The organism is Sphingobium limneticum (assembly GCF_008710165.1).
GTDB lineage: Bacteria > Pseudomonadota > Alphaproteobacteria > Sphingomonadales > Sphingomonadaceae > Sphingobium > Sphingobium limneticum.
The window spans coordinates 87,377-101,179 of sequence record NZ_VYQA01000007.1 but is presented as its reverse complement, the minus strand read 5'-3'; the positions used below and the strand labels follow the sequence as shown (position 1 = coordinate 101,179).

Genomic DNA, 13,803 nt, shown 5'->3' with positions numbered 1-13,803 from the left:
ATGATCGTTTCGGAGGCTTTCAAGGGGAAAACCTACGCCGTGCTGGGCCTTGCCCGCTCGGGCCTTGCCACGGTCGACACGCTGGTCGCCAGCGGCGCGCGTGTCGTCGCCTGGGACAGCCGGGAAGAAGCCCGCGCGCTGGTCGCGGGCAAGGCGGACCTTGGCGATCCGATGGAGATCGACCTTGCCGGGTTCGACGGCATCGTCGTGTCGCCGGGCGTGCCGCTCAATCGCCACCCCATCGCCATGCGTGCGAAGATCGCGGGCGTGCCGATCATCGGCGACATCGAACTGTTCGCGCTCGCCCGGCGCACGTTGCCGCCGCACAAGGTCGTCGGCATCACCGGCACCAACGGCAAGTCGACCACCACGGCGCTGATCCACCACATCATCGAGCAGGCGGGTTTCCCCACGGTGATGGGCGGCAATATCGGCCTGCCGATCCTGAGCCAGCCGCCGCTGGAGCCGAACCTGCATGGCGTGGGCGTCTATGTGCTGGAATTGTCCAGCTATCAGATCGACCTGACCCACAGCCTGGACTGCGACGTCGCGGTGCTGCTCAACATCACGCCCGATCATCTGGATCGCTATGACGGCTTTGCGGGCTATGTCGCGTCCAAGGCGCGGCTGTTCACGATGCAGTCGGCCGGGCATGTGGCGGTCATCGCGACCGAGGATGAGCCGAGCCGAGGGATCGCCACACAACTCCGTCATTCCCGCGAAGGCGGGAACCCATCTCCGGACCTTGCCTCCGTACGCGAGTCCGGGGAGATGGATGCCCGCCTTCGCGGGGATGACGTGGTTGAGGTTGGGTCAGGGGATATCGATCCCGTCGCTCAACTCACCTGGCCCGCCCTTCAAGGTCCGCACAATGCGCAGAACGCCGCTGTCTCTGTCGCTGTCGCACAGGCGCTGGGGATCGACGAAGCGACCATAGCCGCGGCCCTCGCCAGCTACGCTTCGCTCCCCCACCGCATGCAGGCCGTCGGCACCCATAATGGCGTCCTCTACGTCAATGACAGCAAGGCGACCAACGCCGCTTCGACCGCGCCCGCGCTCGCTGCATGGCCGGCGAAGGACGGCAAACCGCGCATCCACTGGATTTTGGGCGGCGTCGCCAAATCGGACAATCTGGACGAGTGCGTCCCGCATTTCGCCAACATCGCCCACGCCTATACCATCGGTGAAGCGGGGCATATGTTCGCCGATCTGCTTCGTGCCTCTATGGCGGTGGACGACAGTGAAATGCTAAGCGCCGCCGTCCGCCGCGCCGCGCGCATCGCGCAGCCGGGGGATGTGGTGCTGTTGTCGCCCGCTTGCGCCAGTTTCGACCAGTTTCGCGATTTCGAAGCGCGCGGCGATGCCTTCGCCGCCGCCGTCGCGGCGCTGGACTCTATTGGCGAATAAACCACCAAGTCGGGGGCGACACGATGGGCAGGGAAGGGACGACGCGCATGTTCAAGGCTGGCGAACTGGTGAAGGGTTTCCGCACCCGCACCGTGCCGCGCGAACGGACGGCGCTCGCCATCTGGTTCTGGGAAATCGACCGTGTCCTCCTGTCGCTCATCGTCACGCTGATGGCGATCGGGCTTGTGGCGGTCGCCGCCGCATCCCCCGTCGCCGCGATCGACCGGTCGACCGCCTCTGTCGCGGTCAATCCGCTCATCTATTTCTATCGCCAGCTGATGTGGGTGTTCATCGGCCTGCCGGTCATGCTCATCATCTCCATGCTGCCCCGGCCGCAGGCGCGGCGGCTCGCCATCTTCGGCTGCGCCTTCTTCTTCGTCATGCTGCTGTGCGTACCGATACTGGGGTCCACCGTGAACGGGGCGAAGCGCTGGATCGACCTGCCGGGCTTCCGCTTTCAGCCTTCGGAGTTCCTCAAGCCCGTCTTCGTCGTGGCGCTCGCTTGGCTGCTGTCGCTGCGGACCAAGGATATGAGCCTGCCGGTCGTACCCTTGAGCTTCTGCGTCACCGGCCTCATCGCCATCATCCTGATGCGTCAGCCCGACTTCGGCCAGACCGTGATTTTCTGCGCCTGCCTTGGTGTATTGCTGCTGCTGTCGGGCGTGTCGATGCGCTTCATCGGTGCGATGGGCGGGGTGGCGCTGGCGGGGCTGGTCGCCGTCTATATGTTCTATGAAAATGGCCGGCAGCGCGTGAACGACTTTCTGGGCATCGGTGTCCAGCTGGATGCCGGCCCGGACCAGACCGACCTTGCCTTCCGCACCATTTCCCATGGCGGCTTTACCGGCGTCGGGCCGGGCGGGGGACAGAACAAGTTCCGCCTGCCCGAAGCGCATACCGACTATATCTTCTCGGTCATCGGCGAAGAGTTCGGCCTGCTCGCCTGTATCGCCATCGCCTGCGTCTATCTCGCCATCGTGGTACGCGTGCTGCTGCGCCTGTTGGATGAAGAAGATGTTTTCACCATCCTCGCCGCCGCCGGCCTCACCACCCAGTTCGGGCTTCAGGCGATCATCAACATGGGCGTCAATGCGCAGATATTTCCGTCAAAAGGCATGACGCTGCCCTTTATCAGCTACGGTGGCTCCTCTATGCTGGCGCTTTGTATCGGCGTCGGCCTGCTGCTCGCATTCACGCGGCGCAACCCCTTCATGGGTCGGCACACGGTCGTCAAATGGAGTGGTCGATGAGCATTTCCCGTCACTTCGTCCTCGCCGCCGGCGGGACGGGGGGTCATATGATTCCAGCGCACGCCGTGGCGGAGGAACTGATGGCGCGCGGCCATCATGTCGCCCTCGTCACCGATGAGCGCGGCGCGAAGATCCCCGGCCTGTTCGACAAGGCGCAGGTGCATATCATGCCCGCCGGTCGCATGACGAAGAACCCACTGAGCTGGCCCGGCGCGCTCAAGGCGATCCTGGCCGGTCGTGCCATGTCCCGCCGCCTGAACGAAACCTTCCGCCCGACCGCCGTGGTCGGCTTTGGCGGCTATCCCGCCATGCCCGCGCTGCTCGGCGCGCTGGCGGACGGCATCCCGACCGCGATCCACGAACAAAATGCCGTGCTGGGCCGGGTGAACCGCATCCTGTCTGGCCGGGTGGACGCGATTGCCACCGCCTATCCCGACGTCCAGCGCCTCAAGAGCGCCTATGCGGCCAAGGTCCACCTGATCGGCAATCCGGTCCGCGAAGAAGTGAAGCAACTGCGCGAGGAGGAGTTTCCCGCGCTGACCGACGAAAGCGTCTTCCGCGTGCTGGTGATCGGCGGCAGCCAGGGCGCCTCCATCCTGTCCAGCGTCGTGCCTGAAGGTCTGTCGATGCTGCCGGTCGCGCTGCGCCGCCGCCTCCAAGTCACGCAGCAATGCCGCGCCGAGGATATCGAGCGCGTCCGCAAAACCTATGCGGAGATGGAAATCCCCGCCGACCTCGCCACCTATTTCAACGATGTGCCCGAAAAGCTGGGCTGGTCGCATCTGGTGATCGCCCGCGCTGGCGCTTCGACGCTGGCCGAACTCACCTGCGCCGGCCGCCCCGCGATCCTCATCCCGCTGCCCAGCGCGATGGACGATCATCAGACCGCCAATGCCAAGGAAATGACCGAAGCCGGCGGCGCGCGCACGATCAGCCAGGCGCGCTTCACCGCCGTCGAACTGGCCAAGCAGATGCAGAAAATGGCGCTGGAACCCGGCGCGCTGCAAAATGCCGCCAAGCGCGCCCGCAATTGCGGCCGCCCCAACGCCGCGCGCGACATGGCCGACCTGCTGGAAAGCATCGGCCATGCCCCCATCGTCAATGATCCGGTCACGGTCGGCCCGACCCCGACCACGCTTAATCTCCAGGGAGTTCCCGCATGAAGGGTGTCGGCACAGACATCGGCACGATCCATTTCATCGGCATCGGCGGCATCGGCATGTCCGGTATCGCCGAAGTGATGCACAATCTGGGTTACAGCGTACAGGGTAGCGACGTGGCCGAAGGCTATGTCGTGGAAGGGCTGCGCGCCAAGGGCATCAAGGTGATGATCGGTCACAAGGCCGAAAATCTGGGCGACGCCGCCGTGGTCGTCACCTCCACCGCAATCAAGCGCGGCAATCCCGAAGTCGAACTGGCGCTGGAAACCCGTATCCCGGTCATCCGCCGCGCCGAAATGCTCGCCGAACTGATGCGCCTGAAATCCACCGTGGCCATCGCCGGCACGCATGGCAAGACGACGACCACCTCCATGGTCGCCGCGCTGCTGGACGCGGGCGGTGTCGACCCCACGGTCATCAACGGCGGCATCATCAACAGCTATGGCTCCAACGCGCGCCTCGGCAACAGCGACTGGATGGTCGTGGAAGCCGACGAGAGCGACGGCAGCTTCCTGCGCCTCGACGGCACGATCGCCGTCGTCACCAATATCGATCCCGAACATCTTGACCATTATGGCAGCTTCGACCGGGTGAAGGACGCCTTCGTCGAATTCGTCGGCAACGTGCCCTTCTATGGCGCGGCGATGCTCTGCCTCGACCATCCCGAAGTGCAGGCGATCCTGCCGCGCGTACAGGACCGGCGGATCGTCACCTATGGCTTCTCGGCCCAGGCCGATATTCGCGGCGACAATGTTCAGCCGATCCCCGGCGGCAACCGCTTCGACATCCAGATCCGCGAGCGCGACGGATCGACCCGCCGGATCGAGGGGATCGAAATGCCGATGCCCGGTCGCCACAATGTGCTGAACGCCATGGCGGCGATCGGCGTGGCGCTGCAAATGGGCATCGACGATGCGACCATCCAGACCGGCTTCGCCAAATTCGGCGGCGTGAAGCGCCGCTTCACCAAGGTCGGCGAGATCGAAGTGGCGGGGGGCACTGCCACCGTCATCGACGATTATGGCCACCACCCGGTCGAGATCAAGGCAGTCCTTGCCGCCGCGCGCGAAGGCGCCAAAGGCCGCGTCATCGCCGTGGTCCAACCGCACCGCTTCACCCGCCTGCGCGACCTGATGGATGAATTTCAGCAGGCCTTCAACGACGCCGACATCGTCTATGCCGCCCCGGTCTACACCGCTGGCGAACAGCCGATCGAAGGCGTGGACAGCGCCGCACTGGTCGCCGGCCTCAAACGGCGCGGCCATCGTCATGCCGGGACCGTGGCCGATGCCGCCGATCTGGCCGCCGTCATCGCCGCCGATATCCAGCCCGATGACATGGTCATTTGCCTGGGCGCGGGCGACATCACCAAATGGGCGGCGGGCCTCGCCGCTGCCGTGAACAGCGTGAAGGAAGCCGTCTGATGTTCGAGCTGTTCGCCGTAGGCCTGGAAATGCAGAAGCGCATGATTGATGCCCAGATGCAGGGTGTGGAGGTCGCGCGCGACATGGTGGAGGCCGCGCAGAAGCAGGTCCAGACCAGCCTCGCCGCCCATGACGCAGGGCAGGCGGGCATGAAGGCGATGAAGGGCTGGATGAACCTGTGGGGCATGCGCGGTTGACGACCATGACCGCCCTCCCGCCCGTTCGCGGCACGCTCAAGGCTGACGCCCCGCTGGCGCCGCTCGTCTGGTTCAAGGCGGGCGGCGTGGCGCAATGGCTGTTCGAGCCCAAGGATGCGGACGACCTGTCCGATTTCCTGGCCATGCTCGACCCTGACGTGCCGGTGATGGCGCTGGGGCTCGGCTCCAACCTCATCGTGCGCGATGGCGGCGTGCCGGGCGTGGTCGTGCGTCTGGGCAAGCCCTTCGCCAAGGTCGATCGGCTCGATGAAATCACGCTGAGCTGCGGCGCGGGCGCGTCGGGTATCCTCGTCTCCTCGACCGCGCGTGATGTGGGGATAGCGGGCCTTGAGTTCCTGCGCTCCATCCCCGGCACGGTCGGTGGCTTCGTACGCATGAATGGCGGCGCCTATGGCCGTGAGACGGCGGACATATTGCTGTCGTGCGACGTCGTGCTGCGATCGGGTGAACAGATCACGCTGCTGGCCCGCGACCTCCATTATACCTATCGCCATTCCAACCTGACCGACGGCGCGGTCGTGGTTAGCGCGACTTTTCGTGGCGAACCGGGCGAACCCGCCGCGATCCAGGCCGAAATGGACCGCATCGCCACCGCACGCGAAGAAAGCCAGCCGCTGCGCAGCAAGACCGGCGGCTCCACCTTCAAGAACCCGGACGGCCACAAGGCCTGGGCGCTGGTGGACGAAGCGGGCTGTCGCGGCCTCCAACTGGGCGGCGCGCAGGTGAGTGAAAAGCACACCAATTTCCTGCTCAACACCGGCGACGCCACCAGCGCCGACATCGAAGCGCTGGGCGAAGAAGTCCGCCGCCGCGTGAAGGACAAGAGCGGCGTCGAGCTGGAATGGGAAATTCAGCGGGTTGGCCTGTCTGCCGACGACGCAAACAAGGCAGCCGTGGAGTTGGTGAAGTGACCGAGATCATCGCCCGTGATGATTTTGAGCGCGGCATCATCGTGAATGTGCGCGAACATGGCTGTCAGGTGAACATGGTGTTCGATCCGGACGGCGAACAGCCGAACTTCGCCTATTCGATCGGCTTCAAAGAGACGGTGGGTCAACCGGAGGTGATTACCTTTGGCTTATCCAACGAAATGATGAAATTTATGATCAATCAGACGCTTCGCGAATGTAGGGAAGGTCTTGTCCTAACCGATGGTGCCGTCATCGGAGGCCTTCTTGAAGGCCATAGGTGCATTGCGCGGATTGTTCATCCCAGTCAGATTGCTGAAGAATATGTAAATTCTGCGCTGTGGTACCACAAAGCGCGCACTGGCGAGCGCCTGACCGATGTTGTCCAGATTGTTTGGCCAGGGGCTGTCGATGGACTGTTTCCTTGGGAGGACGGTTGCGATGTCGGCGTGATCGCTTTGCAGCCCGCATTATATGAAGAGAGGTTGAGTTCATGAGCCGTGGTCCCTGGCATGTCGCCGTCCTCATGGGCGGCTGGTCGGCGGAGCGGCCGGTGTCGCTGTCGTCGGGCGAGGGCGTCGCCAAGGCGCTGGAATCGCGCGGCCATAAGGTCACGCGCATCGATATGGACCGCAACGTCGCCGCGCGCCTTGCCGAAACCAAGGCCGACGTGATCTTCAATGCGCTCCACGGCGTCCCCGGTGAAGACGGCACCGTGCAGGGCATGATGGACCTGATGGGCCTCACCTACACCCATAGCGGCCTGGCCACATCGGTCATCGCGATCGACAAGCAGCTGACCAAGCAGGCGCTGGTGCCCCATGGCATCCCCATGCCCGGCGGGCATATCGTGCAGAGCGAAAGCCTCTTCACCGCCGATCCGCTGCCACGCCCCTATGTGCTGAAACCCGTCAACGAAGGCAGCTCCGTCGGCGTCGCCATCGTCACGGCGGAGGGCAATTATGGCAATCCCATCGGCCGCGACAGTGTCGGCCCCTGGCAGGACTTCTCCGAACTGCTGGCCGAACCCTATATTCGCGGCCGCGAACTGACGACCGCCGTGCTGGGCGACGAAGCCTTGCTCGTCACCGAACTGCGCCCCAAGAGCGGCTTCTACGATTTCGACGCCAAATATACCGACGGGATGACGGACCATATCTGCCCCGCCGACCTGCCGCCCGAAATTACGGAAGCGTGCAAGGCGATCGCCCTGCGCGCCCATCAGCTTTTGGGCTGCAAGGGCGCTTCGCGCGCCGATTTCCGCTGGGACGACACGCAGGGGATCGAGGGGCTGTTCCTGCTGGAGGTCAATACCCAGCCGGGCATGACGCCCTTGAGCCTCGTCCCCGAACAGGCGGCGAAGCTGGGCATTGACTATGCCACGCTAGTAGAGACTATTGTGGCAGAGGCGCTAGACCGCGCCGGGGGACATGGCGATGGCTGAGGCACGTATCCGGCGCGGCGGCACCGCACGGCTGAGCAGCGCGAAGGGTAGGGCGACGAAAGGCGGTCGCGGCCGTGCGCTCAAGCGCCGCAGCTGGGTCGATCAGCTCATCGAATATCTACCCGTCAGCGAAGCCACGCTGCAACGCATGGCCAGCTGGGCGATCGTCGGCATTTTCGGCGCGATCCTTGTCTCCATCGCCATCTTCGCGGGCCTGCCCGGCATGGCCCGGCAGCAGGCGGCGGACATCGCTGCCCGCGCCGGCTTCGAAGTCGACAAGGTCGAGGTGCGCGGCGTCGAGCGGATGGACGAACTGGCCGTCTATAATATCGCGCTGGGGCAGGTGGATCGCTCCATGCTCTCGCTCGACCTGCCCAAGGTGCGGGCGGATATGCTCAAACTCGGCTGGGTAAAGGATGCGCGCATTTCCCGCCGCCTCCCCGATACGCTTGTGGTCGACATCGTCGAGCGCGACCCCGTTGCCGTGTGGCAGCATGAGGGGCAATTGCACCTGATCGACGTGCAGGGCGTGGTGCTCCAGTCCGTCTCCGCCAGCGCCATGCCGGACCTCCCGCTGGTCGTCGGCCCCAATGCCAATCGCCAGACCGCCGGCCTCAATCGGCTGATGGAAAATGCCCCGGCCTTGAAGCCCATGCTGGCCGGCGCCACCTGGGTCGGGAACCGCCGCTGGGATCTGCGCTTTCAATCGGGTGAGACGCTCTCCCTGCCGGAAGGTGACAAGGATTCGGCCGGTGCCCTGGTGAATTTCGCGCGGATGGATGGCGTCAACCGGCTGCTCGGCCGGGGCATCGTCAAATTCGACATGCGCGATCCCGACCGCTTCGTCCTGCGCCTGCCGCAGGGCAAGGTCGAGGAAAAGCCGACCGACGCCGCAGCGGCCACCGCCAAGGCACCGGACGCAGGCGAGGAAGGCTAAGACAAGATGGCGCAGCCCAAGGTCGAAAAGCTCATTACCGCGATCGACATTGGCTCCTGGAAAGTGTCGGCGCTGATCGCAGGTCGCACCGACACCGGCGAACTCGCGATCCTGGGCACGGGTCAGCGGGAAAGCCGTGGCGTGCGCCGGGGTTTCATCGCGGACATGGAGCGGACAGAACTGGCCGTCCGCGAAACCGTGGAGCAGGCCGAACGTGTCGCGGGCACCAATATCGAGGATGTGTGGGTCAGCTTTTCGGGCGGCTCCCTCGTCAGCGACGTCGTCACGGTCGAGCGCGACATGGGCGGCTATCGCATCGAGCAGCCCGATATCGACGACCTGTTGACCACCGGGCAGCAGGGCATCGACCCGGATGGTCGCATCGTCCTCCATGCCCAGCCGACTTGCTTCACCATCAATGGAAAGGTGCCGGTGAAGAAGCCGCTCGGCATGCACGCCGACCTGCTGGGCGTCGACATCCATGTCGTGCTGGCGGACGGCGCGCCGCTCGCCAATCTCGACCTGTGCGTGCGTGGCGCCTATCTGAACGTCAATTCGATCGTCGCCGCGCCGATCGCGACCGGCCTTGCCTGCCTGTCGGAGGAAGAGCGCGATCTGGGCGTCGCCCTGGTGGAAATGGGCGCGGGCGTTACCAACGTGTCGCTCTATGCCGGCGGCATGCTGGTCGGCCTTCATTCCATCCCGATGGGGGCGGCCGACATTACCGACGATATCGCCTCCTCCTTCGGCATCCGCCGCAGCCAGGCGGAGCGGATCAAATGCTTCTATGGTTCGGCCATGCAGAACCCGCGCGATTTCCGTGAGATGATAGAGATTGCGCCGCCCCATGGCGAAGCTGCGATTCCGGGGCAGGCCGCCGGTCCCAATGCGGAAGGGGGCAAGATCACCCGCGCATCGCTGGTCGGCGTCATCTGCGAACGGCTCAATCAGATCATGACGGAGGTCAATGCGGCACTGGCCGGCATGGGCTTCAACTCCACCGGGCGCCAGGTCGTTCTGACCGGCGGCGGCGCGGAAATGAAGGGCATTGCCGATTATGCGCAGGGCGCTCTTGGCCGTGCTGTGCGCGTCGGGCGACCAAGGGGCTTGTCCGCCATGCCCGAAGCGCATAGTGGGCCGGCCTTCGCGACATTGGCGGGCCTCGCGCTTTACGGCGCTTCCAACCCGGTTGATCTCCGTACGATGGCGCCCGCGCCGCAAACGGTGCATCGTCTGGGGGCCCCGCTCTGGTGGCAGCGTATGATGCGCGCGATGAAGACGAACTATTAGACGAAATGCTATAAAGACGAAAATAGCTGGTGAAATACGCTATTTTCTGGTGTTAACATTGTATGACGGCGTTGCTTCCTGACGAGGAAGCTGAGGGAGCAGAATTTATGAGCATTGAAATCAGCCCACCGCATGTGGACGAACTGAAGCCGCGCATCGCGGTGATCGGCGTCGGCGGCGCGGGCGGCAATGCCATCGCGAACATGATTGCCGCTTCGGTCGAAGGCGTGGACTTCATCGTGGCGAATACCGACGCGCAGGCGCTGAACAGCTCGCCGGCAGAACGGCGTATTCAGCTTGGCCCGCAAATCACCGAAGGTCTAGGCGCCGGTTCGCGCCCCGAAATCGGCAAGGCGGCTGCTGAAGAAACCATCGCCTCGGTCGAAGAAGCGCTCAACGGCGCCCATATGTGCTTCATCACCGCCGGCATGGGCGGCGGCACCGGCACCGGCGCGGCCCCCGTCATTGCCAAGGCTGCGCGCGATCGCGGCATCCTGACCGTCGGCGTCGTGACCAAGCCCTTCACCTTCGAAGGCAATCGCCGCATGAAGTCGGCCGACGCCGGCATCGAAGAATTGCAGAAGCATGTCGATACGCTGATCGTCATTCCGAACCAGAATCTCTTCCTGATCGCCAATCCGAACACGACCTTCAAGGAAGCGTTCCAGATGGCGGACGAAGTGCTGCAACAGGGCGTTCGCTCCATCACCGACCTCATGATCATGCCTGGCCTCATCAACCTCGACTTTGCCGACGTGCGTTCGGTGATGGGCGAAATGGGCAAGGCGATGATGGGCACCGGCGAAGCCGAAGGCGACGGCCGTGCGCTTCAGGCCGCCGAAAAGGCGATTGCCAACCCGCTGCTCGACGGCGTGTCGATGCGTGGCGCGAAGGGCGTGATCGTGTCCATCGTCGGTGGCGACGACATGCGCCTGATGGAAGTGGACGAAGCCGCCAACCATATCCGCGAACTGGTCGATCCGGACGCGAACATCATCTGGGGCAGCGCCTTCAACGACGGCCTCAACGGCAAGATCCGCGTGTCGGTGGTCGCCACCGGTATCGAAGCCGAAGCGGGCGGCAATGCCGCACCGCTGACCCAGCCGTTCAGCTTCGCCAACCGTCCGTCGGTTTCGGTGCCCCAGTCGCAGCCTCATGCCGCCGCGCCCAAGCCTGCGCCGGTCGTGGCCCAGCCGGCCCCCGTCGCCGCGCCTGCGCCGACGCCGGCCCCCGCGCCGCAGCCCGAGACGCTGGAACTCGACGTGCCCGCCGCGCCTGCGCCCGTTGCGCCGGCTCCGGTCCCGTCTTCCTTCTCGCAGCCCAAGCCTGCGGCGGTGTTCGATGACGAGGACAGCAACCAGGACGAACTGGTGCTTGGCGCCGAAGCGGCCGAACAGTCTGCCCCTGCCGCGCCGGCACCGCGTGTCGCCACCGGCGGCACCTTGTTCGAACGCATGGCCGGTCTGACCCGCGGTGCGGACAAGGCGCCGGGCGCTGACGACGCTGCGCCGGGCGTGGACATCCCCCGCTTCCTGAATCGTCAGAGCAACCAGTAATTTTCAGGCCGGCTCCGGCCGTGAGGACATGATGAAGCGCGCTGTCGGTTGCCTGGGGCAACCCGGCGCGCTTTTTCGTTGCGCCAATTTCCTATTCAGCATGCGATCGATTAAGGCCCGGATGTGAAACAGACTTCTCCTTGGATTCTCGGACTTTGCCTGTCCGGTGCGGTCGTGCTGCCGACAGGCATGGCGCAGGCGCAACTCGACCAGTCCCAACTGGTCCACCCGCTCGGTGCGGCCGATCTCAATGCCAATCTGGCGCGGCTCGCGGCCAATCCGCGCGACGTCGCGGCACTGATCGGGGCGGGTGAAGCCGCCCTGGCGCTGGACGATCCGCGCGCGGCTGCCGGCTTTTACGCGCGCGCCGACGCGATCGAGAGCGGCAATGGCCGGATCAAGGCTGGGCTTGGTCGGGTGATGCTCAAGATGCAGAACCCGGTCGAGGCGCTGCGCCTGTTCGATCAGGCGCAACGGCTGGGCTATCCCGACGCGACCATCCTGTCCGATCGCGGTCTGGCAAAGGACATGACCGGCGATCAGGCCGGCGCACAGCGCGATTATCAGGCGGCGTTGCAACGCACGCCCAATGATGACGAACTGGTGCGCCGCTATGCCGCTTCGCTCGGCATCTCCGGTCAGGTCGCTGCGTCCGACAAGATCCTCGAACCCTTGCTCTACAAGAGCGATCGGGCCGCCTGGCGCTACAAGGCCTTTATCCTGGCAATGAATAACAAGCAGGCCGACGCGAAGAAGGTGGCGGAGCAGACCATGCCCGCGCAACTGGCCGGCGCCATCACCCCCTATATGCAGAAAATGCCCTATCTGACCGCCGCGCAAAAGGCCGCAGCGGTGCATTTCGGCCATTTCCCGCAGCAGATCGGCACGAGCATCGCGGCAATCACGCCGACCCCGCCGGCGCCCGGCATCGCCGTGGCCAAGCCGGTCACCGTCGCAGCCGCCACGCCGGAAAAGACCAAACCGCTCAGCCGCAGCGAACAGCGCCGCCAGCAGCGTGAGGCCACCCGCAAGGCTCGCGAAGAACGGCTGGCCGCTGCTCGCCGTCCGGCACAAACACCGCCGGCGCAAACCCGCCCGGCTCAGACGCAGGTGGCGCAGGCCGCGACCAGGCCGCCAGTGCCGCAACCCACGCGCCAACCGATCCTGCAACAGCCCACGCCGCAACCCAGCCGTTCGGCGCCAGCGCCGCAGGTGCAACCGCTTCCGTCCGATGAACGCGGAAACGGCGCGCAGACCCGCACGGAAACTGTCCCGCTGCGGCCGGGCGAAAGCTTCCCGTCCGCCGCCATGCAGGGACCGCCTGCGCCGGGCTTTGAATCGATCCAGAACAACGCGCCGCGCGCCACGCCGCCGCAAAACCCGCCGGCCGGCAGTGGATCGCAGCCGAACGCGATTGCCCTCGCGCAGGCGCCCACGTCGCCAACGCCCGCCACGGCATCGCCTCAGCCGGCACCGGCTGCAACGACGCCCAGCGCTGAGGCGTCGCCGGCGCCCGTTACCCAGTCGCCCGCCGCCGCGCAGCAGCCCGACCCCGAAATGGTCCGCACGCTGGCCGACATCATCCGCGCCATCGACGTGCCGGAGGCCGAGCGCCAGGCGAGCGTCGCCGCCGTCGACCTGAACGAGGTCGCCACGATCCAGGCCACCCGCCGCGCCGAACGGCAGGCTGCGGCCAAGGCGGCAGCCGACAAGGCCAAGAAGGATGCCGCCGCCAAGGTGAAGGCCGAAGCCGATGCGAAGGCCAAGGCCGCAGCGGAAGAAAAGAAGCGACTCGCGGCCAATCCTTCGCGCAACTGGCTTCAGGTCGGCGTCGGCCAGAGCAAGGGCGCGCTTGGCTTCACTATGAAGGGCCTGCGCAAGAAATACACGATCCTGGCCCCGCAAGGCGCGTGGAGCGCCAGCTGGGGCCGCACCAACCGCTTGCTGGTCGGTCCCTTCGCCAGCTTCACCCGCGCCAAGGAACTGGAAACCAGCCTGAAGAAGGATGGCGCAGACGTCTTCGCCTGGCGCAGCGAAGCCGGCGAAGAGGTGGAGAAGCTGGCCGGGGAGTGAGGTTGCTTTGGCAAGTAGCCGTCGGGCTTGCGCTGCCTTCAAATGAAATCGTCATCCCGGGCTCGACCCGGGATCCCGCTTTTCTTTTTCTGCCGTGAAGAAGGCAGTGGAACCCCGGGGCTAGCCCGGGGTGACG

At 65.3% G+C, this 13,803-nt stretch carries 12 protein-coding genes; all 12 read left to right on the top strand.

Annotation, left to right across the window (positions count from 1 at the left end):
- Positions 1 to 1,407, top strand: a complete 1,407-nt coding sequence (gene murD / locus F4U95_RS11095) for a UDP-N-acetylmuramoyl-L-alanine--D-glutamate ligase (protein WP_150425722.1) — start codon at positions 1 to 3, stop codon at positions 1,405 to 1,407.
- Between the two features lie 47 nt (positions 1,408 to 1,454).
- Positions 1,455 to 2,657, top strand: coding sequence for an FtsW/RodA/SpoVE family cell cycle protein (locus F4U95_RS11090; protein WP_120252131.1), 1,203 nt, complete (start codon positions 1,455 to 1,457; stop codon positions 2,655 to 2,657).
- Complete coding sequence (gene murG, locus F4U95_RS11085; RefSeq protein WP_120250635.1) at positions 2,654 to 3,820, top strand: undecaprenyldiphospho-muramoylpentapeptide beta-N-acetylglucosaminyltransferase; 1,167 nt, start codon at positions 2,654 to 2,656, stop codon at positions 3,818 to 3,820. The genes F4U95_RS11090 and murG overlap by 4 nt, the downstream gene beginning before the upstream one ends.
- On the top strand, positions 3,817 to 5,241 hold the full coding sequence (gene murC / locus F4U95_RS11080) for a UDP-N-acetylmuramate--L-alanine ligase (RefSeq protein ID WP_150425721.1): 1,425 nt from the start codon (positions 3,817 to 3,819) through the stop codon (positions 5,239 to 5,241). The genes murG and murC overlap by 4 nt, the downstream gene beginning before the upstream one ends.
- On the top strand, positions 5,241 to 5,438 hold the full coding sequence (locus tag F4U95_RS11075) for a hypothetical protein (RefSeq protein ID WP_120250633.1): 198 nt from the start codon (positions 5,241 to 5,243) through the stop codon (positions 5,436 to 5,438). The genes murC and F4U95_RS11075 overlap by 1 nt, the downstream gene beginning before the upstream one ends.
- A 5-nt stretch (positions 5,439 to 5,443) precedes the next feature.
- Entirely contained in the window at positions 5,444 to 6,370 is a 927-nt protein-coding gene (murB, locus tag F4U95_RS11070) for a UDP-N-acetylmuramate dehydrogenase (protein WP_211363977.1), read from the top strand.
- Complete coding sequence (locus tag F4U95_RS11065) at positions 6,367 to 6,864, top strand: DUF4262 domain-containing protein (RefSeq protein ID WP_246171566.1); 498 nt, start codon at positions 6,367 to 6,369, stop codon at positions 6,862 to 6,864. The genes murB and F4U95_RS11065 overlap by 4 nt, the downstream gene beginning before the upstream one ends.
- Positions 6,861 to 7,811 (top strand): D-alanine--D-alanine ligase, encoded by a 951-nt coding sequence (locus F4U95_RS11060; protein ID WP_150425718.1) that lies wholly within the window; start codon positions 6,861 to 6,863, stop codon positions 7,809 to 7,811. Before F4U95_RS11065 ends, F4U95_RS11060 begins: the two co-directional genes overlap by 4 nt.
- Entirely contained in the window at positions 7,804 to 8,748 is a 945-nt protein-coding gene (locus F4U95_RS11055; RefSeq protein WP_150425717.1) for a cell division protein FtsQ/DivIB, read from the top strand. The genes F4U95_RS11060 and F4U95_RS11055 overlap by 8 nt, the downstream gene beginning before the upstream one ends.
- A gap of 6 nt (positions 8,749 to 8,754) precedes the next feature.
- Entirely contained in the window at positions 8,755 to 10,038 is a 1,284-nt protein-coding gene (gene ftsA / locus F4U95_RS11050; protein ID WP_120250630.1) for a cell division protein FtsA, read from the top strand.
- A 107-nt stretch (positions 10,039 to 10,145) separates the two neighbouring features.
- Positions 10,146 to 11,594: a cell division protein FtsZ gene (ftsZ, locus tag F4U95_RS11045; protein WP_150425716.1), complete on the top strand. Its 1,449-nt coding sequence runs from the start codon at positions 10,146 to 10,148 to the stop codon at positions 11,592 to 11,594.
- A gap of 123 nt (positions 11,595 to 11,717) precedes the next feature.
- Complete coding sequence (locus tag F4U95_RS11040; RefSeq protein WP_425505055.1) at positions 11,718 to 13,667, top strand: SPOR domain-containing protein; 1,950 nt, start codon at positions 11,718 to 11,720, stop codon at positions 13,665 to 13,667.
- The last annotated feature ends 136 nt before the right edge of the window (positions 13,668 to 13,803 follow it).